This is a genomic window from Brevundimonas sp., from assembly GCF_036676055.1.
In the GTDB taxonomy this organism is placed as follows: Bacteria; Pseudomonadota; Alphaproteobacteria; order Caulobacterales; family Caulobacteraceae; genus Brevundimonas.
Genome location: NZ_JAKFDS010000067.1, coordinates 1 through 22279, shown reverse-complemented (window position 1 = coordinate 22279; position 22279 = coordinate 1). Strand labels below are relative to the sequence as shown.

The window sequence follows — 22279 nt, the reverse complement described above, 5'->3', positions numbered from 1 at the left end:
CCCCCGCCAAGGCGGCGGGGGCAACGGGGCTATGCCGCGCCGGCGAGACTAGTTCGCGTGTCAGCGGCCTTGCGGGCAAGCGCCTGTTTCACCGCGTCCAGCGTCGCCTCGATGGCGACCATGGTCGAGGCGTGCCGCGCCGGATAGTCGGCGACCAGCTTCAGGGCCCGCAGCCCCTCGAACCGGCCCTCGGGGCCCTCGCCGCCGGCCTTGAGCATGGCGCTCATGGCGTCGCGCGCCCCGGCGATCTCGTCGACCGAGGCGCCGATAATGGACTCTCCCAGCACCCCGGCCGCCGCCTGTCCGAGGGCGCAGGCCTTCACATCCTGGGCGAATTCGGCGACGCGGCCGTCGGCGTCCAGCGTCACGTCCACGACGGCCTTCGAGCCGCAGAGCCGGGCCACCCGCTCGCCCGTGCCCTGCGGCGCGGCCAGCCGCCCGCTGTGCGGCAGATTGGCCGCCAGGTTGAGGATGCGCGCGCTGTAGAGCTCGTCGATCATGCGTGGAAGATAGGCGAGGGGACCTCGCCCGTGAAGCCCGGGGCCTAACCGCCCTGCAGCGAGCCCCAGGTCCGGGCCTGATCAGCGCCCGCAGAACCGGCGCGGGCGCGCAGCCACTCCAGATTCCGGTCGGCGGCGTCCGGCGGCAGGTCGCGGCGCATCATCGCCTCGGCCTCGCCCATCTTGCCGTTGAGCCCGAGCGCCATGGCCAGGTTCAGCCGCACCTTCAGGGAGGCGCCCGGCTGGGCGGCGGCGCGGCGCAGCAGGGGCTCGGCGCTCGCCGTATCGCCGCGGGTCATGGCCGCGATGGCCATATTGGCCAGAACATCGGGATTGTCAGGCGACAGCACCAGCGCCTGGGCCCAGGCGGCCTGCGCGTCCTGTGGCCGTCGCACCTGCTCATAGGCCGTGCCCAGCAGCGACCAGGCGCGCCAGTCGTCGGGGCGGGCGTCCCGCGCCCGTTCCAGCGCCCCGACGCCATAGAAGGCGTGGCCGCGCGCGATATGGCCCCGGCCGACCTCCAGCATGGCCTCCACATTGCCGGGCTGCACCAGCATGACGCGCTCGGCCATGTCGGCGGCCTGCTCGTAGCGGCCCAGTTCACGCAGCGCCTGGGCCGCCTTGACCCCGGCGACCGGGTCCATCGGATTGATCTCGGCCTGTTCGGTCCAGAACACCGAGCGGCTCAGGGCGTCGGCCCGGTCATAGGCCGCGCGCGCCTCGGGCCCCGCCGGCGTCCGCGGGCTGGCCGGGGCGTTCGCGGGGTCCGCGGGCTGTTGCGCCCGAACAGGCGCGCCGAGCGCCAACAGCGGCGCGGCGAACAGGGCGATGGTTGCGATGCGGGCGGTCGTGCGCGACATGGAGGGCGCTCCGGAAGGTTCGGGCTCCAGACTCGGGCCTTCGCGTCAATCCTTGGTTAAGATCGGCCGCTGACCGGCCGGAAAGGCCGCCTGCGATGTCCGTCCTCCACCCCGACCTGCTGACCGCCGACGCCGCGGGCGCCCTCCCGGTCCGGATCGTCCGCAAGGATGCGCCGATAGAGGGGGTCTGGGGAGCCTGGGCCCGATCCAACGACTTCACCGGCAAGGCCGGGCAGACCCTGCTTCTGCCCTGTTCCGACGACGGCCTGTCGGGGGCCCTGTTCGGCGCCGGCGAGACCTTGGACCCGATGAGTCTCCGCGCCCTGGCCGGCAAGCTGCCCGCGGGCCTGTGGCGCCTGGAAGGCCTCGAGCCGGGCCACGCCACCCAGGCCGCCCTCGCCTTCGCGCTCGGGGCCTACCGCTTCGACCGCTACAAGACCCGCCCGACCGGCCCGGCCCGCCTGGCCGTGGAGCCCGGCGTCGACGCCGCCGCGATCCTCCGCATCGCCGCCGCCTGCGCCCTTGCCCGCGAGATGGTCGACACCCCGGCCGCCGACATGGGCCCGCTGCAGATCGAGACCATCGCCCGCGAGATCGCCGAGGCCTCCGGCGCATCGCTGACCGTCACCACCGGCGACGCCCTGCTGGAGGAGAACTACCCCGCCGTCCACGCCGTCGGCCGCGCCGCCGCCCCCCATCGGACCCCCCGCGTCATCGAGATCGGCTGGAACCTCGACCGCACCGACCTGCCGCTGGTGGCTCTCGTCGGCAAGGGCGTGGTGTTCGACACGGGCGGCCTCGACATCAAGCCCGCCGCCGGCATGCGCAACATGAAGAAGGACATGGGCGGCTCGGCTCACGCCCTGGCGCTGGGCCGGCTGGTCATGCAGGCCGACCTGCCGGTGCGGCTGGTGGTTCTGGTCGCGGCGGTCGAGAACGCTATCTCGGCCGACGCCTTCCGCCCGGGCGACATCCTGAACAGCCGCAAGGGCCTGACCATCGAGATCGGCAACACCGACGCCGAGGGCCGCCTGATCCTCGCCGACATCCTGACCCGGGCCGGCGAGCATACGCCCGACCTGACCCTGGATTTCGCCACCCTGACCGGCGCCGCCCGCATCGCCCTGGGTCCCGAACTGCCGCCGCTCTACAGCGAGAACGAGGCCCTCGTCGCCGATCTGCTGGAGGCTTCCCGCGCTGTCGGCGACCCCCTGTGGCCGATGCCGCTGTGGCCCGGATATCGCGCCGCCCTCGACAGCGAGATCGCCGACGTTCGCAACGATTCCGCCGCCTGGGCCCAGGCCGGGTCGATCACCGCCGCCCTGTTCCTGCAGAAATTCGCCCCGACCACCGGCGCCTGGGCGCACATGGACATCTTCGCCTGGAACCCCCGCGCCCAGCCCGGACGGCCCGAGGGCGGCGAGGCCCAGGGTCTTCGCGCCTGTTTCGAAATGCTGTCCCGGCGCTTCCCCGGCCCGATCACCTGAGCCGGGCGCCACGATAAAGCCTCCGTTCGTTAACGGCCCTTTCGGCATATCGGACGATGATGGCGGCTCAACCGGACGAGCCTTGCTTGACTCCAGACGCCGCCACGCCTGATCCCCGCACCACGCTCGCACGGCCCGACCTGGCCGAGCAGGCGCTGGAGGGGCTCGTGCGCGCCCGGGCCTACCGCCCGGTCCGCCCCATGCATGCCGCCGTGCCCCTCGCCGACATTCACGCCGGCGCCGACCCGGCCTCGGAGCGCATCGACCAGCTGATCTTCGGCGAGGCCTTCGACGTCCTCGACCAGAAGGGCGACCGGCTCTGGGGCCGCGCCCGCCGGGACGGCCTCGTCGGCTGGATCTCGGCCTCGGCCCTGCAGCCGGGCGCCCGGCTGCCGACCCATCGCGTCGCCGCTGTCGCCGCCGCCCTGCCGCTGAACGCCCTTGTCGCCGACCCGGCCGAGATGTCGCCCGACGACCTCGCCCCGATCGGCGCCTTCGAGACCGATCCCGTCGCCGTCGCCGAACGCCTGCTGGGCGTGCCGCACAGCCTCGGGGCCCGATCGTCGACCGCCACCGACTGCTCGGGCCTGATCCAGCAGGCCCTCTACGCCTGCGGCCTCGCCGGCCCCCGCCATGCGGACCAGCAGGCCGAACTCGGCCAGGCTGTCGACCGCGCCGACGCCCGCCGCGGCGATCTCGTCATCTGGCTCTCGCCGCCCGGCGACCACAGCTGGACCGGCCATTCGGCCTTCATGCTCGACGCCGACCGCGTGCTCCACGCCACCGGCCATCACGGGGCCGTGGTCATCGAGGCCTTCGCCGAGGCGGACGCCCGCTATCGCGCCGACGGCTTCCACGCCCCGCTGTTCCGCCGCCTCTAGACCATTTTTGCTTCAGGTCGACTCGACCTGAATCCAAAAAATGGTCCAGCATCAAAGCGGAGCGAAATCTGAGCTGAGTTGGACTGCGTCCAACTCAGCCGATTTCGCTCTAGCCCTGATTGCCGGTCCACTCGGCCCGCACCGAGGCGTCCGTCTCGCCCGCCAGCCGCCCGGCCCTCAGCCCCGCGAACCCCGCCTCGTCCATCAGCCGAGACAGCGCCCAGACCGCCGCCCCGCGCACCACCGGCGCCGGATCGTCGAGCAAGGCCCGCGCCGCCTCGATCAGCCCCGGATCGCCGCTGTTGCCGATGGCGTAGAGGACATTGCGGATGAAACGGTCGCGCCCGATCCGCTTGACCGGGCTCTTCGAGAACAGCGCCCGGAAGGCCGCGTCATCCAGCCCCGCCAGATCGGCCAGCCGGGGCGACACCAGCGCCTCGCGCGCCTGCACTCGCGTCTCGTGCGAGGCGACGGCGAACTTGTTCCACGGGCAGATCGCCAGACAGTCGTCGCAGCCATAGATGCGCGACCCGGTCATCGGCCGGAACTCGACCGGCCATGGCCCCGCGAACTCGATGGTCAGGTAGGACAGGCACCGCCGGGCATCCAGCTGGAACGGGGCCGGGAAGGCCCGCGTCGGACACACGTCCAGACAGGCGGTGCAGGCCCCGCAATGCTCGCTCTCGGGTTCGTCGGGCTCCAGCTCGGCCGCGCTCAGGATCACCCCAAGGAACAGCCAGTTGCCCCGCGTCCGCGACAGCAGATTGGTGTGTTTGCCCTGCCAGCCGACCCCGGCCCGCTGCGCCAGCGGCTTCTCCATCAGCGGGGCGGTGTCGACGAACACCTTCACGTCCTCGCCCGTGCGGACGGCGATCTGCCCCGCCAGCGTCTTCAGCCGCCCCTTGATCAGCTCGTGATAGTCGTCGCCCCGGGCATAGACCGAAATATACCCCGCCGACCGGTCCGCCAGCTCGGGCAACGGGTCATGCCCCGGCCCGTAGTTGAGGCCCAGCACGATGGCTGTCTTCGCTTCGGACCACATGGACGTAGGATGGGCGCGCCGCTCCAGCGTCGTCTCCATCCAGCCCATGTCCCCGTGCCGCCCCGCCCCGACGAAATGCGCCAGCCGCTCGCCGGCGCTCCAGGGGGCGCTGGCCGAGGCGAAGCGGCACACGTCGAAGCCCAGGGCTGACGCGCGGTCGCGGATGAAATTGCGAGGATCGGCCGCCATTCGCGTCGTCTGACGCCTCGGCGCTCAGAAGTCGAGGTCGTGATACCAGGCCGACGGCTGAACGCCCGGGAATCGGTCGGCGAGCAGGGGCCGGAAGCAGGGGCGGGACTTCAGCTTCATGTACCAGGTCTTCAGCCCCGGATAGGCCGCCCACGCCACCTCCCCGAAATAGTCGAGCACGGACAGGTGCGCCGCGGCCACGATGTCGGCCCGGGTCAGGCGCCGCCCGGCCAGGGCGTCGCGCGTCGTCAGCAGCCCCTCGAGCATCTGCAGATGATATTTCAGCGCCTCGCGCCCGGCCCGAAGGGCCCGCGCCTCGGGCGGCCCCAGCCGCAGCAGCGGCTTCTCCATCCGCTCGTGCAGCAGGACCGCGTTGACCTCGTCGTTGAACCGCCGGTCGAACCAGCCGACCAGCCGGCGCGTCTCGGCCCGCTCCGCCGGATCGGCCGGCATCAGGAACGGCTCGGTCGAACGGTCCTCCAGCCAGCCCAGGATGGCGGCGGGTTCGCACAGGGTCAGGGGCCGTCCGGCCTCGGTCGTGCGCAGGACCGGCGGCATGCCCGACGGGTTCAGGGGCGCGATCGGGCAGTCGTCTTCCCACGGCCGGACCACCGTCTCGGCGAACTCGATCCGGGCCTCGCCCAGCGCAAGGCGCGCGGCGCGGGAGCCGGGATCGAAGGGGAAATGGTACAGGACGCAGGCCGACATGACGGATGCATGCGCCACAGGGCGTTAAGTCCGCGTTAGCTATGGGCAGCCGGCGGCGCCGCGGTCAGGCGTTTTCGGCCGCCGCGCCCTCGTCGAGGTCGGCCCCGTCCCCGGCGGCCCGGTCATGGGTTTCGGCCCGCCCGCGCGGATCGGGGTGGATCAGGATGTCGGCGTTTGGAAACGCCTGCAGCAGCCGCTGCTCGGCGCCGACCACGATGTCGTGGGCCTGCTCCAGCGTCAGGCTCGGCTCCAGGTCCACGTGCATCTGGATCGACATCGTCGACCCGGCCATCCGGCTGCGCAGCTGGTGGACGCCGGAAATGCGCGGATCGGCCAGCACGGCCGTGGTGATAGCGATCCGGTCGGCGTCCGGGACGGCCCGGTCCAGCAGGTGATCCGCGGCGTCCCGGAGCAAGCCCAGGGCCCCCCAGAACAGCCAGACGGCGACGATCAGTCCCGCCGCCGCGTCGAGCCCGGGCGCGGACAGAAAGGCGCCGGACGCCACGCCGATCAGCACGACCGCATTGGCGGCGAGGTCGGCGGCGTAGTGGGCGCGGTCCGCCTTCACGGCCATCGAGCCGCTCTGACGGATGGCGCGATCCTGCATCCACACCAGCCAGCCGGTCAGGGCGATCGAGATCAGCACCACCACCACGGCCCAGTAGCCGGACGTCACGGGCCGGGGATCGAACACGCGCTGCAGCGCCTCCCAGCCGATGAACAGGGCCGAGGCGAAGATCAGGCCCGACTGGACCAGGGCGGCCATCGCCTCGCCCTTGCCGTGGCCATGGCGGTGCTCCGCATCCGCCGGCGCGGCCGCCCAGCGCACCGCGAAAAAGGTGGCCAGGGAGGCGACGAGGTCGAGGGCGGAGTCGGTCAGCGAGGCCAGGATGGCCACCGAGCCGGAGGCGCCGAGGGCGAAGGCCTTCAATGCGATCAGCGCCACCGCCACCCCGACGGACAGCCGCGTCACGCTGCGGGTCGCCAGTTGAACGTCGTCGAGGGCGGTCATGGTCATCGCCGTCTTGTCGCGGAAAGCGCGCGCGGCGCCAAGGTTTGCGACGTTAGCGGCATCGTCACGAAATTAACCCATCTTGTGTACGATGTTGGACAAGGGCTCCCCGGACTTCGGAGGCGATATGCAGTCGGCAGGGACGGCATCGCAGGCCGGCCGCTGGATCGGACGCGGCGAGGCTCTGGCCCGGTTGGGGGTCAAGGCCCAGACCCTGTACGCCTATGTCAGCCGTGGCCGCATCGCCGCCCGTCCCGATCCCGAGGACTCCCGCCGCAGCCTGTACGCCGTCGCCGACATCGTCCGGCTGAGCGGTGACGAACCCGCGGCCGAAATCGGCCAGTGGCTGCCGCCGGAAGAGTCTGACGCGCCGGAGCTCGAGATCCGCTCTTCCGTATCGATGAGCGCTGGCGGACGGCTGTTCTATCGTGGCATGGACGCGGTTCAGCTGGCCGAAACCGCGACCCTGGAAGACGCGGCGCGGCTGCTGTGGGACGCGCGGTCGGCCAATCCCTTCGTCGAGGTGCGGCCGCGGGTCGGCTCCACCCCCGGTCCGTCCGCGCGCGGCCGGCTGTTCGCCGCCCTGGCCCGGCGGGCGGAAGAGGACGCCGAACTCAAGGCGCGCCCGGCCGAGGCCCTTCGCGCCGAATGCGCACGGATTCTGGACGAGGCGGTGGACGCGGTGGCGGGCCCCGGTCCGCGGTTGTTTCTGCACCAGCGGCTGGCGCGGGCGTGGAAGGTGCGCGAGTCGGACGCGCATCTGGTCCGCCGCGCCCTGGTGCTGTCCGCCGACAACGGCCTCGACGCCTGCGCCCTCGCCGCCCGGGCGGCCGCCGGGGGCGGCGCCTCGCCGGCCGGGGCGGCGCTCGCGGGGCTGGCCACCGCGGCCGGGACCGGCGCCATCCTCGATCTCGCCAGGGCCTCGGAATGGGTCGTCGCCGTCCGCCGTCAGGCGGTCGACGCCGCGCGACGCGCCCATGAGGCCGGGGGGCTTCATGGCTTCGGCGACCCGGCCTGGCCCGTCGGGGATCCCCGGGCCGCCGGCTTGCTGGCGGTCGCCGACCTGCCCCAGGACCTCGCCCGGGCCCTGCGCGAGGGTGAGGAGATGACCGGTCGGGCGCCGGCTTTCGGCCTGGCCCTTGTCGCCATCGCCCGCCGGCTGGAGCTGCCGCGCGAGGCCGCCGCCGACCTGCTGCTGATCGGTCGCCTCGCCGGCCTTCTGGCTCACGCGGTCGACCAGATCACGAACGGCTCGCCTATCCGGGCGCGCCTGCGCTATGTGGGTCCCGAACCGGGCGCGAACTGATCCGCCTGATCTCTATCGGGGAAGCGGATGGCGGACTGGCTGGCGGCGATCATTCTCGGGCTGGTCGAGGGCCTGACCGAGTTCATACCGGTATCGTCGACCGGTCACCTGCTGCTCCTCGGCCATTTCCTCGGCTTCGAAAGCACCGGCAAGACCTTCGAGATCGTCATCCAGCTGGGCGCACTGCTGGCGATCATCAGCGTCTATTTCAAACGTCTGTGGACGCTGGCGACCCGCTGGCCGTTCGATCCCGAGGCGCGGCGGTTCCTGATCGGCCTGCTGGTCGCCTTCGCCCCGGCGGTGGTGATCGGCTTCCTCGCCTACGACTTCATCAAGACGATCCTGTTCGAGACCCCTCTGGTGATCTGCATCGCCCTGATCGTCGGCGGGGTCCTGCTGCTGTGGCTGGACCGGATGAAGAAGGTCCCGACCTTCCTCGAGGCCGATCGCTATCCGCTGCGGGTCTATTTCCTGATCGGCCTGTTCCAGTGCCTCGCCATGATCCCCGGCGTGTCGCGTTCGGGCGCCACCATCGCCGGCGGCCTGCTGCTGGGCACCGACAAGCGGTCCGCCGCCGAGTTCAGCTTCTTCCTCGCCCTGCCGACCATGGGCAGCGCCGTCGCCTACGACCTGCTCAAGAGCTGGGACCGGCTCGATTTCAGCGACGCCGGCCTGATCGTGCTCGGCTTCGTGGTCGCCTTCCTGACCGCCCTGGCGGTGGTCCGCTTCCTGCTGGAGTTCGTCAGCCGCCACGGCTTCGCCCCCTTCGCCTGGTGGCGGATCGCCGTCGGCCTTATCGGTCTCGCCGGTCTGGCGGCGACGGGAGGACTGTAGTCGGTCAGGCCGTCGCCGGCCGCTCCGAGAACTGGCCGCCGCGACGGTAGCGCCACAGATAGGAGGGGGCGATCGCCTCGATGCCGGTCGGCTCGATGCCCAGCTCGGCAAGGCCCTCGGCCCCTTCGGCGACCACATTGTCGCTCTCGAGGCTGACGACCTGGTCGTGGGTCAGGACCGGCGCGATGCCGACGACGCTGCTCAGCTGCGCCACCGAGCCGATCGTGCGGGCGACGAAGAAGGGCAGGGGGATCAGGCCGTTGCGCCGCCGCGTCTCGCGCAGGATCAGCTTCAGCACCTCTTCGAAGGTCATGACCTCCGGCCCGCCCAGTTCGAAGGTGCGGCCGGCCGCGTCGGGCCGTTCCGCCGCCCGCGCGATCGCCTCGGCCACGTCGCCGACATAGACCGGCTGGAAGCGGGTGCGTCCGCCGCCGATCAGCGGCAGGGCCGGGGCCATGGTGGCCATGGCGGCGAAGCGATTGAGGAAGTCGTCGCCGGCCCCGAACACGATCGAGGGCCGGATGATGACCGCGTCGGGCTTGACCTCGCGCACGGCCATCTCGCCCGCGGCCTTGGTGCAGGCGTATTTCGAATCGCTCTCGGGGTTGGCCCCGATCGCCGACACATGCACCAGACGGTCGACCCGGGCGGCCGCGCAGGCCGCGGCGATGTTGCGCGCGGCGTCGACGTGCATCGTCTGGAACGACCGCGAACCCGCCTCGTACAGCACCCCGATCAGGTTGATGGCGGCGTCGGCGCCCTGCAGCGCGGCCTCGACCTGGGCCGGATCGGTCGCGTCGCAGCGCACGGCCTGAATCTGTCCGACATGGCCGGAGGTCTGCAGTTTGTAGGCGCGGTCCGGGCGGCGCACCGCCACACGGATACGCCACCCGCGACGGGCCAGGTCCTGGACCACCTGGCTGCCGACAAAGCCCGAGCCGCCGAAGACGGTGATCAGGCCGGGCGCAGCTTCGCTCATGACAGACTCCAAAGGCGGGCGACCGGCGCGGACCGGCCTCGGCGCGGGGATTAGACGATGGTCAGGACGGCTGCAACGCAAACAGGACAAAAGCCTGTTGACCCGCCCCGGGGGCTGCCTTAAGGGTCCGCGCCTTCCGGACGGAAACGCGTGCGAACGCGGCGATGTCTGGGCCCAGATGGCGGAATTGGTAGACGCGCTGGCTTCAGGTGCCAGTGGCTGAAAGGCCGTGGAGGTTCGAGTCCTCTTCTGGGCACCATTATTTCGACGGCGCCGTGTCCTAGCGATACGGCGCCGTTCGTTTATGGTCCGCAGCATGAGAACGCCGAAATGACCGTATTCCTGCACGAGGGCGACCTGCCCGACGGCCTCGACCTCGGCCCCGAGGTCGCGATCGATTCCGAAACCATGGGCCTGCGCTTTCGCCGCGATCCGCTGTGCGTGGTCCAGCTCTCGGCCGGCGACGGCGACGCCCATGTCGTGCGCATGCGCCGCCCCGGCTACGACTGCCCCAACCTCAAGCGCCTGCTGACCGACCCCAAGGTGCTGAAGCTGTTCCACTTCGGCCGTTTCGACATCGGCATGTTCCAGCTCCATCTCGGGGTCGAGACCCGGCCGGTCTACTGCACCAAGATCGCCTCCAAGCTGGCCCGCACCTACACCGACCGCCACGGCCTCAAGGACGTGGTCCGCGAGCTGGCCGGCGTCGACCTGTCCAAGGCGCAGCAGAGCTCGGACTGGGGCGCGGAGACCCTGACCCCGGCCCAGCTGGAATACGCCGCCTCCGACGTCCTCTACCTGCACGCCGTCAAGGCCCGGCTGGACGAGATGCTGGCGCGCGAGGGCCGGGCCGAACTGGCCCGCAAATGCTTCGACTTCCTGCCCTCCCGCTCGGCCCTCGACCTCGCCGGCTGGGACGAGATGGACATTTTCGCGCACACCTGATGACCGAACCCGCCGACATTCGCGATCAGGCGGACGAGGTCCGTATCGCCGCCACGGCCCGGGCCTTCCGCGCCCGTTCGCGGCGCGTGCACCTGCTGCGCCGGGTGCTGCCGGTGGCGATCATCGTGCTGGCCGGCGGGACCATCAGCTGGATCGTGCTGCGCAGCGTCATCTCGGATGTCGAGCGCAAGGCCGGGACCTCGAGGGAGGTGACGCTGGAGAACTCGCGCTTCCTCGGCCAGGACGCCGAGGGCCGCAGCTTCGTGATCGGCTTCGAGCGCGCGGTCCGCGACGCCGACACCGGCCGGTTCCGGCTCGTCGGCCCGGCCCTGCGGCTCAATCTCGGCGGCCGCAAGGTCACCACCCTGACCGCGGACGGCGGCGTCTATGACGAGGCCTCGGAGACCGTGACCATCGGCCCGAACGTGCGGATTTCGGACGGCGGCACGGGTTTCGACCTCGTCACGCCCGAGGCGGTGGTCGACACCGAGACCGGCATCGTCACCGGCTCGAAGGGCGTCCAGGGCTCCGGCCCCCTTGGAACCATCAACGCTTCGTCCTATGCGATCTATGAACAGGGCGAACGGGTCGTGTTCAGCGGCTCGGGCGATAACAAGGTGCGCGGGACGATCAACCCGGCGAGGTCGGACGGATGAGCATGACCAGAACCTTCACCACCGCGGCCTTGGCCCTGGCCCTGCTGGCCCTGCCGACGGCCGGCGGCGCCCAGGACGCCGCCGCCGTGCGCGCGGGCGGGGACGCGGTCTCCTTCGGCGCCGACGCGGGCGAATACACCCCGACCGGCATCGCCCTGCGCGGACGGGCCGAGATCGTCCAGGGCCAGAACCGCCTGCGCGCCGACTCGATCAACGGCACGATCACGGGCGGCGACCTGACGCGCGTCGAGGCGTCGGGCAATGTCTATTTCGTCACCCCGGACCAGACCATCCGCGGCGACCGCGCGGTCTACGTCCTCGCTGACGACGAGGTGATCCTGACCGGCGACGTGATCCTGACCCAGGGCCAGAACGTCCTCACCGGCGGCCGGCTGGTCTACAACACCCGGACCGAGGCGGCCCGCATGGAGGGCGGCTCCGGTGCGCAGGGCGGCCGCATCCGTGGCGTCTTCTACCCCCAGAGCGGGGACTGAGCCCCGGCTCGGCCTGACCCTTTGGCGCGCAAGGAACTCTCAGCCCTCAACGTCCATGACGCCGCCCCCGAACAGGCGGCGGTCGAGGCTCCGCGCCCGACCGGCCTGCGGGTCGAGCACATCGCCCGCGCCTTCGGTCAGCGTCAGGTGGTCCGCGACGTCTCCCTGCACGTCGAGCGCGGCCAGGTCGCCGGCCTGCTCGGCCCCAACGGCGCCGGCAAGACCACCTGCTTCTACATGATCACCGGCCTGATCCCGCCGGACAGCGGCCGGATCTTCCTCGACGGCGAGGACATCACCGCCCAGCCGATGTACCAGCGCGCCCGCATGGGCCTCGGCTATCTGGCGCAGGAGGCCTCGATCTTCCGCGGCATGACGGTCGAGCACAACGTCATGGCCGTGGTCGAACTGCACCACGAGGGCCGTCAGGCCATCGCCGACGAGACCACCCGCCTGCTGGAAGAGCTGCGCATCGACCATCTGCGCCACGCCCCGGCCTCTGGCCTGTCCGGCGGCGAGCGGCGCCGCTGCGAGATCGCCCGCGCCCTCGCCGGCCGGCCCAGCTTCATGCTGCTGGACGAACCCTTCGCCGGCATCGACCCGCTGGCCATCGCCGACATCCGCCAGGTCATCCGCTATCTGGCGGGCGAGGGCATCGGCGTCCTGATCACCGACCACAATGTCCGCGAGACGCTCGAGATCATCGACCACGCCTCGATCATCTCGTCGGGATCGGTGCTGTTCGAGGGCAAGGCCGAGGACGTCATCCGCGACCCCGAGGTCCGCCGCGTCTATCTCGGCGACATGTACGGCTGACCTAAAGGCCTTCGAGGCTCAGCCGGCTGATCAGCGCCGCCGCCCGCTGCGACTGGCGCACCAGACTGTCCAGATCGACCCACTCGCCCTCCGCATGGGCCCCGCCGCCCGCGATCCCCAGTCCGCCCAGCGTATCCACGTCGCCGGCCACGAAGCCGCTGTCGGCCGCCCCGCGCCGGGCCGGATCGAACTCGGCCATCTCCGGCAGGCCCAGATCCCGGTTGACCGCGTTCAGCCGCGCCAGCAGCACCCGGTTGCCGTCGGTCGGCGCCATCGGCGGATAGCTGGTGTCCGCGAACTCCAGTTCGGCCTCGGTGTGCGGCAGGTGGTCGTCGACGATGGCCAGCATCCTCGCCCGCACCCGTTCGTCCTGCTCCCGCGTCAGGGTGCGCAGGTCGCCGCGCGCTATGGCGGTCGAGGCGACGATATTGGTCTTGCCCGAGGCGGTGACGTTGAAGCCCTCGGCGTCGATCTCCGCGGGGGTCCCCCCGGCGATGACCCCGACATTGTAGGTCAGGTTCGGCTCCGGCAGCTCGCGGCGGAAGCCGTCGAGGATGCGGGCCGTCTCATAGATGGCCCCATAGCCCAGCGTGTCGTTGAACACCCCGCTGGAGTGGCCGGTGCGGCCGGTGGCGGTCAGCGTCCAGTTGGTCGAGCTGCGTCGCGCCACCGTGCCGAATTCGGCCCCGTCGTCGATGGCCAGGTTCTCGAACTCCAGCGCGAAGTCGGCCGCCCGCCCGGCCTCGATCAGGTCGCGCCGGGCGACCGCGACCGGCGACCCGACCCGCTCCTCGTCGCCGGTCAGCACAATGGTGACATTGGCGTCGTCCAGCGTCCCCGCCGCCTGCATGGCGCGCAGGGCGGCGACGATGACCACCACCCCGCCCTTGTCGTCGCCGATGCCCGGCCCGACGGCGCGGCTTCCATCCCGCTCGAAGCGCTGGAACGGGCTGTCGACCTCGAACACCGTGTCCAGATGGCCGATCAGCAGCACGTTTCGGCCCCGCCCCGGATGGGTCGCCACCAGATGCCCGGCGCGCCCGGTCTCGCTCATGTCGACCCAGCGCACCGCGAACCCCAGCGGCTCCAGCTCGGCCCGGACCATCTCCCCCACGGCGCGGACGCCCGGCAGGTTCAGCGTCCCGCTGTTCTGGTTCACCAGCCGCTCCAGCAGGTCGATATGGCGGTCATGCTCCCGCTCGATCGTCTGCATCATCGCCTGTTCGGCGGGCGTGGCCTGGGCCATCGCTGCGCCGGGCAGGGCGAGGCAGAGCAGGGCGGTCAGGATCAGGCGCATGGGCGTTCTCTCTCGTCGGGACCGAGGCTTGCCGATCCCTGCGGCTGAGTAAAGCCGGCGCTTCGCCCCCGATCCCCTGCCGTCATCCTCGGGCTAGATCTGAGGGCAACGAGACACGGACGGAAGATCGGGCAGCCCGATCAGGTTGAAACCGATGGCCGCCTCCCACTCATGGGCGGCGCGACTTGACGTCTCCTCCCCATCGCTGCGCGACGGGGAGGAGACGTGGGTCCGCTTCCCACCCCGCTCTGCCGTTCCCGAGGTCCGTTTGACGGTAAGATGCGTTGGCCTGCTCCCGGCCTATTCGGGACGCTTTACCTATGAAGGTCGTCGCCATTTCAGGGGTAACTCAACCTCCTGCCCGACTTGAGCTTCGTCGGCCAGAAATCCCGCCGCCATGCACAAACCCCACTCGCCAAGCCGGGCGTTGGTGGTGCTCAGGACGACACATCGTTCCAATCGCCCTTCTGCGCCAACCTGACACCTAAGGCGCGCCGAACCGTCCGGGATCTCTGTAACAAGAGGTTGGCAGCGGGTGGTTTCGCCGGGCGTGGGACTGCGCTTCATGCGCGTCGGTGCGGGTTGATCGTCAACCGCTGTGGGTGCGGCCCCGCAGCCACAAAGCAAGAGGGCTAATGCTACTGCTTGGGCCAGTTGGCTTCTATCCATATGGGGGAGCATAGGCATGCTGAACGTCCGCTTTCCACCCATAGCGGACCTCCCGAGCCTCGGCCCAACGCCCCCGCTTAGACCCCGTTAACCGTTCCGGCCACACAGTGGCCGAAGCAAGTTCCGGGCCAGTTCGCCCCGGAGGGTCGGCGGGGTCATCGGTGCTCGGACAAAGGCTGGAGATACGGCAGGGGCAGGGGCTCGTCATCACGCCCCAGCTGCAGCAGGCGATCAAGCTGCTGCAACTGTCGAACATCGAGCTGGACGCCTTCGTCGAGGCCGAGCTCGAAAAGAACCCCCTGCTCCAGCGCGAGGACGCCGAACCCGGCGGCGAAAGCGACGCCCCGGCCGAGGCGGTCGAGAGCCGCGACGGCGCCGAACTGACCTTCGACGAGGGCCACGCCCAGGATTCCGACCGCACCCTCGACGCCCGCTCCGACGACGTCTACGGCGACGCCAGCCCCGGCGAGCGCACCTCCGACCGCATGGAGGACGTCGGCGCCGGCGAGGCCCAGCCCGGCCTTAACGACTGGTCCCGCGCCGGAACCGGCGGCGGCCTGCCGGACGGCGAGGGCCGCGAACAGCCCGACACACGCGACGCCACCCTGTGGGAGCATTTGCAGGCCCAGGCCTCCCAGGCGGGCTTCACCCCCGCCGACCACGCCATCGCCCTCAGCCTGATCGACGCGGTCGACGAGGGCGGCTATCTGCGCGGCGAACTGGAAGAGATCGCCGACCGGCTCGGGGTCGGTCTCGAGCGGGTCGAGGCGGTGCTGGCGGCGTGCCACGGCTTCGAACCGACCGGGATCATGGCCCGTTCGGTGCCGGAGTGCCTGAAGCTGCAGCTGATCGAGCGCAACCGCTTTGACCCGGCCATGCAGTGCCTGCTCGACAACCTCGACCTGCTGGCCAAACGCGACCTGACGGCCCTGCGCAAGGCTTGCGGCGTCGACGCCGAGGACATGGCCGAGATGATCGCCGAGCTGAAGGCCCTGACGCCGCGTCCGGGAGCCGGCTTCGGCGGCGAGCCGGCCCAGACCGTCATCCCCGACGTGCACGTGCGGCCCGATCCCGCCGGCGGCTGGAAGGTCGAGCTCAACGCCGACACCCTGCCGCGCCTGATCATGGACAAGCGCTATCACGGCGTCGTCTCGGCCGGGGCCCGTTCGGATACGGAGAAGACCTTCGTCGCCGAATGCGCGGCCCAGGCCAGCTGGCTGGTCAAGTCGCTGGACCAGCGTGCGAAGACCATCCTCAAGGTCTCGTCCGAGATCGTCCGCCAGCAGGACGCCTTCCTCGCCTTCGGCGTCGAGTTCCTGCGGCCGCTGAACCTGAAGACCGTCGCCGACGCCATCGGCATGCACGAATCGACGGTCAGCCGGGTCACCTCGAACAAATACGTCTCCACGCCCCGCGGCGTATTCGAGCTGAAATTCTTCTTCACCGCGGCGATCCAGTCGTCCGACGGCGGCGCGACCCATTCCGCCGAGGCGGTCCGCCACCGGATCAAGGCCATGATCGACGGCGAGGCCCGCGACGGCGACGTCCTGTCGGACGACCGCATCGTCGAGATTCTCAATGAGGCTGGCATCGACATCGCGCGGCGCACCGTGGCGAAATACCGCGAGGCCCTGCGCATCCCCTCCTCGGTCCAGCGCAAGCGGATGCTCCGGACGGGCTGATACGGCGCAAGTCCCGGAAGTCTCTCTATTATTTCCGCCCTCCGCTGAATTCCCTCTTCGGCCGTCGTCGCCTTCCCCGACCGTCCAGTCGCCGAATTCCACACCACATTTCGGTGATCGCCGTTGACACCAAACGGCTTCGGTCGCGTTCTACAGACATGCAAATCCAGGTCAGCGGCAAGCAAGTGGATGTCGGGGAAGCGCTAGGCTCCCGCATCTCCCAGGAACTCCAGGACGGGATCGGCAAATACTTCGAACGAGGCGGCCAGGACGCCGAGGTCGTGGTGTCCAAGGACGGCTACGGCTTCAAGGTCGACTGCTGGGTCCGCCTCGCCTCGGGGCAGAGCCTGGTCACCACCGGCCACGGCGGCGACGCCCATGCCGCCTTCACTGACAGTCTCGACAAGATCGAGAAGCGGGTCCGCCGCTACAAGCGCCGGCTCAAGGATCACCATATCGGTCCCAAGGGCCTGTCGCCCGAGAAGACCGAGCTGGCGGCGCGCGAGGTGGCTCACAGCGTGGTCCTGCGCAATCCGGACGAGGTCGAGGACGCCGACTTCGGCGAGGCCGGGGCGCCCGACGAACCGCCCCCCGTCGGCATGGTCATCGCCGAGACGGAACACGAGATCCGCACCCTCACGGTCGGCCGTGCCGTAATGGAGCTGGACATGACCGGCTATCCGGTCGTGCTGTTCCGCAACGCCGCCCACGGCGGCCTGTCGGTGGTCTATCGCCGGCCCGACGGCAATGTCGGCTGGATCGATCCGGAGCGGACCTCGAAAACGCTCAACGGACACGGTTCGGTAAACGGCGACAAGTCATAGTGCTTCCCACAACGAGGCGGGTCGTCTACACGGCGCCCGCCCAACGGGAATGATCGGGTAGAGTCGGGATAGCGGATGGACATCGGTGATTTGCTGGCGGAGGACGGTGTCGTCCTGCGCAGCGGCGCGTCGTCAAAGCGCCAGGCCCTGCACACCGTTGCGGAGGCCGCCGCCCAGGCCCTCGGCCTGCCGGAAGCCCGCGTCATGGAGGCGCTGCTGGAACGCGAGGCCCTCGGCTCGACCGGGCTCGGCTCCGGCGTGGCTGTGCCTCACGCCCGCATCGACGGCATCGACCGGGTGACGGCGGTGTTCGTGCGTCTGGATACGCCGGTGGCCTACGGCTCCGTCGACGACCGGCCGGTGGACCTCATCTTCGCCCTGTTCGCGCCGCCCCGCGACGGAGCCGAGCACCTGCGCGCCCTGGCCGCCGTGTCGCGCGCCCTGCGCTCGCCGGAGATGCGCGAACACCTGCGGCAGGCCCGGACCGCCGACGCCATCCGCGCCCTGTTCGTCAGGGATCAGGCCCCGGCCACCGCGGCCTGAGTTTTGGTGCGCGAAGCGCGGTAGCGCCCTTTAATGCACCGAGACCGGCTCCAGCTCGTGCGCCACGGCGGCGGCGAAGGCGGTCTCGCGGTCCATCATGACCGCCAGTCGTTCCCCGTCGGCGCCATGAACGGCGTAAAGCACCGCCTCGGGATCGATCGTCAGGCCCTTCGCCTCCGGAAGCGGGGTGTCGGCCAGCACGTCGGCGGCGCGGATTTCGCGCACATAGACGAGGTCCGGGGCGCCCAGGCCCCTGAGATCTTCCTTGGTAATCAACGTCGGCGTCATGGCGACCGCCTCCTTACTCTGGACTAACGCCCCGAAGGGCGTGAGGTTCGGCCCCGCGAACGGCGACCGTGGATAACGACGTCTGAATCAGCCCGTCGTGATGGGTATGCGGCGCACCGTCGGCTGGTCCGCCGGCCGGCTCAGGGCGACGTGCAGCAGGCCGTGCTCAAGCCGGGCCTCATCGACCTCCAGCCCGTCGGCGAGCACGAAGCTGCGCACGAAGCCGCGCCCGGCGATGCCTCGATGCAGGAAGGCCTGCTCGCTCTTGCCGGCGTCTTCCCGCTTGCCGGCGATGGTCAGCTGCCGGCCCTCAAGAGTCACCGTCAGCTCGTCGGGGCCGAAACCCGCGACGGCCAGGGTGATGCGCACCGAATGCTCGCCCGTCTGCTCGACATTGTAGGGAGGATAGCTGTCCGCCGCGGCCCGCGCCGCGCGGTCGATCAGGGCCCGGGTGTGGTCGAAGCCCAGCAGGAAGGGGCTGTCGAACAGGATGGTGCGCGTCGTCATCGTCTCATTGCCCCCGAAGCAGGCCTCAGCCGTCTGCGCCTCCCGGAATCGGCAAGGCGTCGGCTGACAGGAACGAGATGGGGATTTCGCCGTCGCGGATCAACGGGGGTCCGGAAAGGACGAAGGCCCCGCGGTGTCCCGCAGGGCCTTCGATGGTGGAGCTAAGCGGAGTCGAACCGCTGACCTCTTGAATGCCATTCAAGCGCTCTACCAACTGAGCTATAGCCCCGAACCTTTCGGTCGGATCGCCGGGCGGAGGAAACCGCCCCCCGGCGAGGCGGCGGAACCTATGTCAGGGTCTGATCGTGATCAAGCCCGGTTCCGCCTTTTATTTTCATCCCGTCCGGAGCCGCCGCCGGCGGCCCCGAAACGGGCGAAAAACCTAGTCCTCGTCCTTGCCCGCCTTGACGATTTCGTCGTCGAACGCGTCGTCGTCCTCGTCCTCGATGAAGGGCACGGAGTCGTCGTCATCGTCGTCGGCCAGCACGTCGTCGTCGTCGCCCGCCTCGCCCATGCCGGGCTCCTCGGTCGGATCGACGGGAGCCTCGTCGTCGTCGTCCGGCGTCAGGATCGGCTCGTGGCCTTCCTCGTCGATCTCCGGCGTGGCGACGGCTTCTTCCTCGTCATCCTCGTCGTCGGACGGCTTCTTCTTGGCGACCTGATCCTCGGCGTCCTCATCCGGGGTCTCGTCGGCGGCGTAGCCGGCCGGACGGCCGCGGCGGTTGCGCAGCTTCAGCGCCTCCTCCGGATCGAAGTCGGTCGCGCATTTGGGGCAGTGGGCCGGGCGGCGGCCCAGGTCGTAGAATTTGGCCTGGCAGTTCGGGCAGACCTGCTTCTGGCCCAGTTCGGGATTGGCCACGGGGGGCGCCTCTCTCGGTGGGGGGAATTCGGGCGCGTCCCTTGCCACCCCTGAGGGCCGCTGTCAAAAGCCATCTCCGCGCCGCCTGCCGGCTTCGGAGATCGCCGGGTGACGACCCCCTCCCATCTGACCGCCCGCCGCGCCCCCGCGCTCAGCGGCGTCGTGCGCGCCCCCGGCGACAAGTCCATGTCGCACCGCGCCCTGATCCTCGGGGCCATGGCGACCGGCGTCACCGGGATCGACGGCCTGCTGGAAGGCGACGACGTCCTCGCCACCGCCCGCGCGGTGGAGGCCTTCGGCGCCGACGTCGAGCGCCTCGGCGAGGGCCGCTGGCGCGTCACCGGCCACGGCGGTTTCCGCCAGCCCGCCGGCGTCATCGACTGCGGCAACGCCGGCACCGGCGTGCGCCTGCTGATGGGCGCCGCGGCCGGCTATCCGATCACCGTGACCTTCGACGGCGACGCCAGCCTGCGGCAGCGGCCGATGAAGCGGGTCACGGCCCCGCTGGCCGCCATGGGCGCGCGCTTCCAGTGGCCCGGCGAGGAGGATCGCCTGCCGGTGACGCTCACGGGCGGCGGCCTCTCGGCCATCGACCATGTCCAGAGCGTCGCCTCGGCCCAGATCAAGTCCGCCATCCTGCTGGCCGGCGTGAACGCCGCCGGCGTCGTCACGGTGGCCGAGCCCGTCCCCAGCCGCGATCACACCGAACGCATGCTCCGGGCCTTCGGGGCCGAGGTCGGCGTCCTGCCGCAGGAGCCGGGCTGGCGCATCACCCTGACCGGCGGCCAGCCCCTGACCGCCACCCCCGTCTCCGTCCCCGGCGACCCGTCCTCCGCCGCCTTCCCCCTCGCCGCCGCCCTGATCGTCCCCGGGTCGGAGGTGACCGTCGAGGGCGTCATGCTCAACCCCCTGCGCACGGGCCTGTTCGAGACCTGGCGCGAGATGGGCGCCGACCTGACCGTCTCGAACCGCCGCATGGCCGGCGGCGAGGAGGTCGGCGACGTCACCGCCCGCCACTCGAAGCTCCACGGGGTCGTCGTCCCCCCCGACCGCGCCGCCTCGATGATCGACGAATATCCCATCCTCGCCGCCACGGCGGCCTTCGCCGACGGCGCCACGGTCATGCGCGGCATCGGCGAGATGCGGGTCAAGGAAAGCGACCGCATCGCCCTGATGGCCGCCGGGCTCCAGGCCTGCGGCGTCGCCGTCGAGGAGGAGGCCGAGGGCTTCACCGTCACCGGCGGCCCCGTCCGCGGCGGCGCGACCGTGACCACCCACGGCGACCACCGCATCGCCATGAGCCATCTTGTGCTCGGCCTCGCCGCCGCCGAACCCGTCACCGTCGACGAGCCCGGCATGATCGCCACCAGCTTTCCGGGCTTCGTCGAGTTGATGTCCGGGCTCGAGGCCGAAATCGGGTGAGGCGCCCGTCGGACAGGGATGACCGGAGAGCTTGGCGCCGGGCTCTGGCGATTGGATTGCCGGTCCTGCTCTGGCTGGCATGGTTCAGCTACAACGTATTCGCTGAGCAGCGCATTCCCTTGCGACGGGGCAGGGAAATAGCCTTGGTGGACGATCCGGTCCTGTTCTGGACGCTGTCGACAATGGCGATTGGGGCGCCCGTGCTTGCGCTGGCGGGCTCCGCAGTCTGGGTTTTCATCTCTCGCCGTTCAGAGGACGCAAGGATCAGCCGCCGGCTCTCATTGCCTTTGGACAAGGCGGCGCGAACGCCATACGAAACGGCCGCCATGCCGGTCACCAGAACACCACTCATCATCGCCGTCGACGGCCCCGCCGCCTCGGGCAAGGGCACCATCGCCGCCCGGCTGGCGCGCGAATACGGCCTGCCATACCTCGACACCGGCCTGCTGTATCGCGCCGTCGGTCTGGGGCTGCTGGATCAGGGCGGCGCCCTCGACGACGAGGCCGCCGCCGCCGCCGTGGCCCGGGCGCTGGACGCCAGCCATCTGACCGACACCGACCGCCTGACCGGTCGGGGCGCCGGCGAGGCCGCCAGCCGCGTGGCCGGCTATCCCGGCGTCCGCGCGGCCCTGCTCGACTTCCAGAAGGCCTTCGCGCAACAGCCCGGCGGCGCCGTGCTGGACGGCCGCGACATCGGCACGGTCATCGCCCCCGAGGCCCAGGCCAAGCTGTTCGTCACCGCCACGCCCCAGGTCCGCGCCACGCGCCGCTGGAAACAGCTGACCGCCCGCGGCGAGGTCATCCCCTATGAGGATATGCTGGCCGACATCATCCGCCGCGACGAGCGCGACGCCGGCCGCGGCGCCGCCCCGATGGTCCAGGCTGAAGACGCCGTCTTGCTGGATACGACCGATATGGATATAGAGACCGCCTTCGATGCGGCCCGCCGTATCGTCGAGGCGGCGCGCAGCCGGTCCGGTCTCTAGGGGCTCCCGGCAAATCCAACGCTCCATTCCTCGGCTTCCGCGGGCGTTCTGACCTTACGGCCTCGCATCCCGACGACCTGCCTCTCACTCTTCAACCACCTCGCGCGGGGCCCTTCGGTCGCGCGCCATAACCGTTAGAAACCCCAGAGCTATATGACCGACACCCAAAGCTTCTCCCCCTCGCGTGACGACTTCGCCGCCCTGCTCGACGAGACCCTCCAGGGTCGCGATCTCGGCGAAGGCCAGGTCGTTCACGGCCGCGTCGTCGGCATCGAGAAAGACATCCTGATCATCGACGTCGGTCTGAAGACCGAAGGCCGCATCCCGGCCCGCGAGTTCGGCATCGGCGAAGGCGCCGTCATTCCGAAGCTCGGCGACAACGTCGAAGTCTACCTCGAGCGCGTCGAGAACGCCCTGGGTGAAGCCGTCATCAGCCGCGACAAGGCTCGCCGCGAAGAAGCCTGGACCCGTCTGGAAGTCGTGTTCGCCGAAG

24 protein-coding genes and 2 tRNA genes are annotated in these 22279 nt (G+C 70.5%); 15 read left to right on the top strand and 11 right to left on the bottom strand.

Annotation, left to right across the window (positions count from 1 at the left end):
- Positions 1 to 29: 29 nt before the first annotated feature.
- Positions 30 to 500 (bottom strand): iron-sulfur cluster assembly scaffold protein, encoded by a 471-nt coding sequence (locus tag V6M45_RS11985; RefSeq protein ID WP_332656722.1) that lies wholly within the window; start codon positions 498 to 500, stop codon positions 30 to 32.
- 44 nt (positions 501 to 544) lie between these two features.
- Positions 545 to 1360 (bottom strand): tetratricopeptide repeat protein, encoded by an 816-nt coding sequence (locus V6M45_RS11980; protein ID WP_332656720.1) that lies wholly within the window; start codon positions 1358 to 1360, stop codon positions 545 to 547.
- A gap of 95 nt (positions 1361 to 1455) precedes the next feature.
- On the opposite strand from V6M45_RS11980, the gene V6M45_RS11975 reads away from it, so the two are divergent.
- Both V6M45_RS11975 and V6M45_RS11970 read left to right on the top strand, forming a co-directional pair.
- Positions 1456 to 2847: a leucyl aminopeptidase family protein gene (locus tag V6M45_RS11975; protein ID WP_332656718.1), complete on the top strand. Its 1392-nt coding sequence runs from the start codon at positions 1456 to 1458 to the stop codon at positions 2845 to 2847.
- 86 nt (positions 2848 to 2933) lie between these two features.
- Positions 2934 to 3728, top strand: a complete 795-nt coding sequence (locus V6M45_RS11970; protein ID WP_332656716.1) for a C40 family peptidase — start codon at positions 2934 to 2936, stop codon at positions 3726 to 3728.
- Positions 3729 to 3837: 109 nt separating this feature from the next.
- On the opposite strand, the gene queG is transcribed toward V6M45_RS11970, so the two are convergent.
- The 3 genes from queG to V6M45_RS11955 form a co-directional block, all read right to left on the bottom strand.
- Entirely contained in the window at positions 3838 to 4959 is a 1122-nt protein-coding gene (queG, locus tag V6M45_RS11965; protein ID WP_332656714.1) for a tRNA epoxyqueuosine(34) reductase QueG, read from the bottom strand.
- A gap of 24 nt (positions 4960 to 4983) precedes the next feature.
- Positions 4984 to 5667, bottom strand: coding sequence for an FtsZ-binding protein FzlA (gene fzlA, locus V6M45_RS11960; protein WP_332656735.1), 684 nt, complete (start codon positions 5665 to 5667; stop codon positions 4984 to 4986).
- A 64-nt stretch (positions 5668 to 5731) separates the two neighbouring features.
- Entirely contained in the window at positions 5732 to 6685 is a 954-nt protein-coding gene (locus tag V6M45_RS11955; protein ID WP_332656712.1) for a cation diffusion facilitator family transporter, read from the bottom strand.
- Positions 6686 to 6806: 121 nt separating this feature from the next.
- Between V6M45_RS11955 and V6M45_RS11950 the strand changes: the two genes are divergently transcribed.
- Entirely contained in the window at positions 6807 to 7985 is a 1179-nt protein-coding gene (locus tag V6M45_RS11950) for a citrate/2-methylcitrate synthase (protein WP_332656710.1), read from the top strand.
- Positions 7986 to 8012: 27 nt separating this feature from the next.
- The gene (locus tag V6M45_RS11945) at positions 8013 to 8819 is read left to right on the top strand and encodes an undecaprenyl-diphosphate phosphatase (RefSeq protein ID WP_332656708.1); all 807 of its coding nucleotides are present in this window, start codon (positions 8013 to 8015) and stop codon (positions 8817 to 8819) included.
- A gap of 4 nt (positions 8820 to 8823) precedes the next feature.
- Here V6M45_RS11945 and V6M45_RS11940 read toward each other — a convergent pair whose 3' ends face one another.
- Entirely contained in the window at positions 8824 to 9798 is a 975-nt protein-coding gene (locus V6M45_RS11940) for a complex I NDUFA9 subunit family protein (RefSeq protein WP_332656706.1), read from the bottom strand.
- 172 nt (positions 9799 to 9970) lie between these two features.
- Here V6M45_RS11940 and V6M45_RS11935 point away from each other — a divergent pair.
- From V6M45_RS11935 to lptB, 5 genes are all read left to right on the top strand, one after another.
- Positions 9971 to 10057, top strand: a tRNA-Leu gene (locus V6M45_RS11935).
- 71 nt (positions 10058 to 10128) lie between these two features.
- Complete coding sequence (locus tag V6M45_RS11930) at positions 10129 to 10743, top strand: ribonuclease D (protein WP_332656704.1); 615 nt, start codon at positions 10129 to 10131, stop codon at positions 10741 to 10743.
- The gene (gene lptC, locus V6M45_RS11925) at positions 10743 to 11399 is read left to right on the top strand and encodes an LPS export ABC transporter periplasmic protein LptC (protein WP_332656702.1); all 657 of its coding nucleotides are present in this window, start codon (positions 10743 to 10745) and stop codon (positions 11397 to 11399) included. Before V6M45_RS11930 ends, lptC begins: the two co-directional genes overlap by 1 nt.
- A gap of 2 nt (positions 11400 to 11401) precedes the next feature.
- Positions 11402 to 11893, top strand: coding sequence for an LptA/OstA family protein (locus V6M45_RS11920; RefSeq protein ID WP_332656701.1), 492 nt, complete (start codon positions 11402 to 11404; stop codon positions 11891 to 11893).
- 21 nt (positions 11894 to 11914) lie between these two features.
- Positions 11915 to 12709, top strand: coding sequence for an LPS export ABC transporter ATP-binding protein (gene lptB / locus V6M45_RS11915; protein ID WP_332656699.1), 795 nt, complete (start codon positions 11915 to 11917; stop codon positions 12707 to 12709).
- A gap of 1 nt (position 12710) precedes the next feature.
- On the opposite strand, the gene V6M45_RS11910 is transcribed toward lptB, so the two are convergent.
- Positions 12711 to 14006, bottom strand: coding sequence for a M20/M25/M40 family metallo-hydrolase (locus tag V6M45_RS11910; protein ID WP_332656697.1), 1296 nt, complete (start codon positions 14004 to 14006; stop codon positions 12711 to 12713).
- An 830-nt stretch (positions 14007 to 14836) separates the two neighbouring features.
- Between V6M45_RS11910 and rpoN the strand changes: the two genes are divergently transcribed.
- From rpoN to ptsN, 3 genes are all read left to right on the top strand, one after another.
- Positions 14837 to 16357, top strand: coding sequence for an RNA polymerase factor sigma-54 (gene rpoN / locus V6M45_RS11905; protein ID WP_332656695.1), 1521 nt, complete (start codon positions 14837 to 14839; stop codon positions 16355 to 16357).
- 158 nt (positions 16358 to 16515) lie between these two features.
- Positions 16516 to 17181 carry a ribosome hibernation-promoting factor, HPF/YfiA family gene (hpf, locus tag V6M45_RS11900; RefSeq protein WP_332656693.1) on the top strand — a complete coding sequence of 222 codons (666 nt, stop codon included), beginning with the start codon at positions 16516 to 16518 and terminating at the stop codon, positions 17179 to 17181.
- 75 nt (positions 17182 to 17256) lie between these two features.
- The gene (ptsN, locus tag V6M45_RS11895) at positions 17257 to 17724 is read left to right on the top strand and encodes a PTS IIA-like nitrogen regulatory protein PtsN (protein ID WP_332656691.1); all 468 of its coding nucleotides are present in this window, start codon (positions 17257 to 17259) and stop codon (positions 17722 to 17724) included.
- 30 nt (positions 17725 to 17754) lie between these two features.
- Here ptsN and V6M45_RS11890 read toward each other — a convergent pair whose 3' ends face one another.
- From V6M45_RS11890 to V6M45_RS11875, 4 genes are all read right to left on the bottom strand, one after another.
- Positions 17755 to 18012 (bottom strand): DUF1150 family protein, encoded by a 258-nt coding sequence (locus tag V6M45_RS11890; protein ID WP_332656689.1) that lies wholly within the window; start codon positions 18010 to 18012, stop codon positions 17755 to 17757.
- A gap of 87 nt (positions 18013 to 18099) precedes the next feature.
- Positions 18100 to 18519 carry an Hsp20 family protein gene (locus tag V6M45_RS11885; protein ID WP_332656687.1) on the bottom strand — a complete coding sequence of 140 codons (420 nt, stop codon included), beginning with the start codon at positions 18517 to 18519 and terminating at the stop codon, positions 18100 to 18102.
- A gap of 153 nt (positions 18520 to 18672) precedes the next feature.
- A tRNA-Ala gene (locus V6M45_RS11880) sits at positions 18673 to 18748 on the bottom strand.
- Positions 18749 to 18901: 153 nt separating this feature from the next.
- Complete coding sequence (locus V6M45_RS11875; protein WP_332656685.1) at positions 18902 to 19378, bottom strand: TIGR02300 family protein; 477 nt, start codon at positions 19376 to 19378, stop codon at positions 18902 to 18904.
- Positions 19379 to 19504: 126 nt separating this feature from the next.
- On the opposite strand from V6M45_RS11875, the gene aroA reads away from it, so the two are divergent.
- The 3 genes from aroA to V6M45_RS11860 form a co-directional block, all read left to right on the top strand.
- The gene (gene aroA, locus V6M45_RS11870) at positions 19505 to 20800 is read left to right on the top strand and encodes a 3-phosphoshikimate 1-carboxyvinyltransferase (protein WP_332656733.1); all 1296 of its coding nucleotides are present in this window, start codon (positions 19505 to 19507) and stop codon (positions 20798 to 20800) included.
- A 326-nt stretch (positions 20801 to 21126) separates the two neighbouring features.
- Positions 21127 to 21786, top strand: coding sequence for a (d)CMP kinase (gene cmk / locus V6M45_RS11865; RefSeq protein WP_332656683.1), 660 nt, complete (start codon positions 21127 to 21129; stop codon positions 21784 to 21786).
- 153 nt (positions 21787 to 21939) lie between these two features.
- A partial coding sequence (locus tag V6M45_RS11860) for a S1 RNA-binding domain-containing protein (RefSeq protein ID WP_332656681.1) occupies positions 21940 to 22279 on the top strand: 340 nt, incomplete at its 3' end.

Excerpts from the sequence above, each read along its gene's own strand:
- V6M45_RS11985 (WP_332656722.1), bottom strand. The coding sequence starts at position 500 with ATGATCGACGAGCTCTACAGCGCGCGCATCCTCAACCTGGCGGCCAAT.
- V6M45_RS11980 (WP_332656720.1), bottom strand. The coding sequence starts at position 1,360 with ATGTCGCGCACGACCGCCCGCATCGCAACCATCGCCCTGTTCGCCGCG.
- V6M45_RS11975 (WP_332656718.1), top strand. The coding sequence starts at position 1,456 with ATGTCCGTCCTCCACCCCGACCTGCTGACCGCCGACGCCGCGGGCGCC.
- queG (WP_332656714.1), bottom strand. The coding sequence starts at position 4,959 with ATGGCGGCCGATCCTCGCAATTTCATCCGCGACCGCGCGTCAGCCCTG.
- fzlA (WP_332656735.1), bottom strand. The coding sequence starts at position 5,667 with ATGTCGGCCTGCGTCCTGTACCATTTCCCCTTCGATCCCGGCTCCCGC.
- V6M45_RS11955 (WP_332656712.1), bottom strand. The coding sequence starts at position 6,685 with ATGACCATGACCGCCCTCGACGACGTTCAACTGGCGACCCGCAGCGTG.
- V6M45_RS11950 (WP_332656710.1), top strand. The coding sequence starts at position 6,807 with ATGCAGTCGGCAGGGACGGCATCGCAGGCCGGCCGCTGGATCGGACGC.
- V6M45_RS11945 (WP_332656708.1), top strand. The coding sequence starts at position 8,013 with ATGGCGGACTGGCTGGCGGCGATCATTCTCGGGCTGGTCGAGGGCCTG.
- V6M45_RS11940 (WP_332656706.1), bottom strand. The coding sequence starts at position 9,798 with ATGAGCGAAGCTGCGCCCGGCCTGATCACCGTCTTCGGCGGCTCGGGC.
- V6M45_RS11930 (WP_332656704.1), top strand. The coding sequence starts at position 10,129 with ATGACCGTATTCCTGCACGAGGGCGACCTGCCCGACGGCCTCGACCTC.
- lptC (WP_332656702.1), top strand. The coding sequence starts at position 10,743 with ATGACCGAACCCGCCGACATTCGCGATCAGGCGGACGAGGTCCGTATC.
- V6M45_RS11920 (WP_332656701.1), top strand. The coding sequence starts at position 11,402 with ATGACCAGAACCTTCACCACCGCGGCCTTGGCCCTGGCCCTGCTGGCC.
- V6M45_RS11910 (WP_332656697.1), bottom strand. The coding sequence starts at position 14,006 with ATGCGCCTGATCCTGACCGCCCTGCTCTGCCTCGCCCTGCCCGGCGCA.
- hpf (WP_332656693.1), top strand. The coding sequence starts at position 16,516 with ATGCAAATCCAGGTCAGCGGCAAGCAAGTGGATGTCGGGGAAGCGCTA.
- ptsN (WP_332656691.1), top strand. The coding sequence starts at position 17,257 with ATGGACATCGGTGATTTGCTGGCGGAGGACGGTGTCGTCCTGCGCAGC.
- V6M45_RS11890 (WP_332656689.1), bottom strand. The coding sequence starts at position 18,012 with ATGACGCCGACGTTGATTACCAAGGAAGATCTCAGGGGCCTGGGCGCC.
- V6M45_RS11885 (WP_332656687.1), bottom strand. The coding sequence starts at position 18,519 with ATGACGACGCGCACCATCCTGTTCGACAGCCCCTTCCTGCTGGGCTTC.
- cmk (WP_332656683.1), top strand. The coding sequence starts at position 21,127 with ATGCCGGTCACCAGAACACCACTCATCATCGCCGTCGACGGCCCCGCC.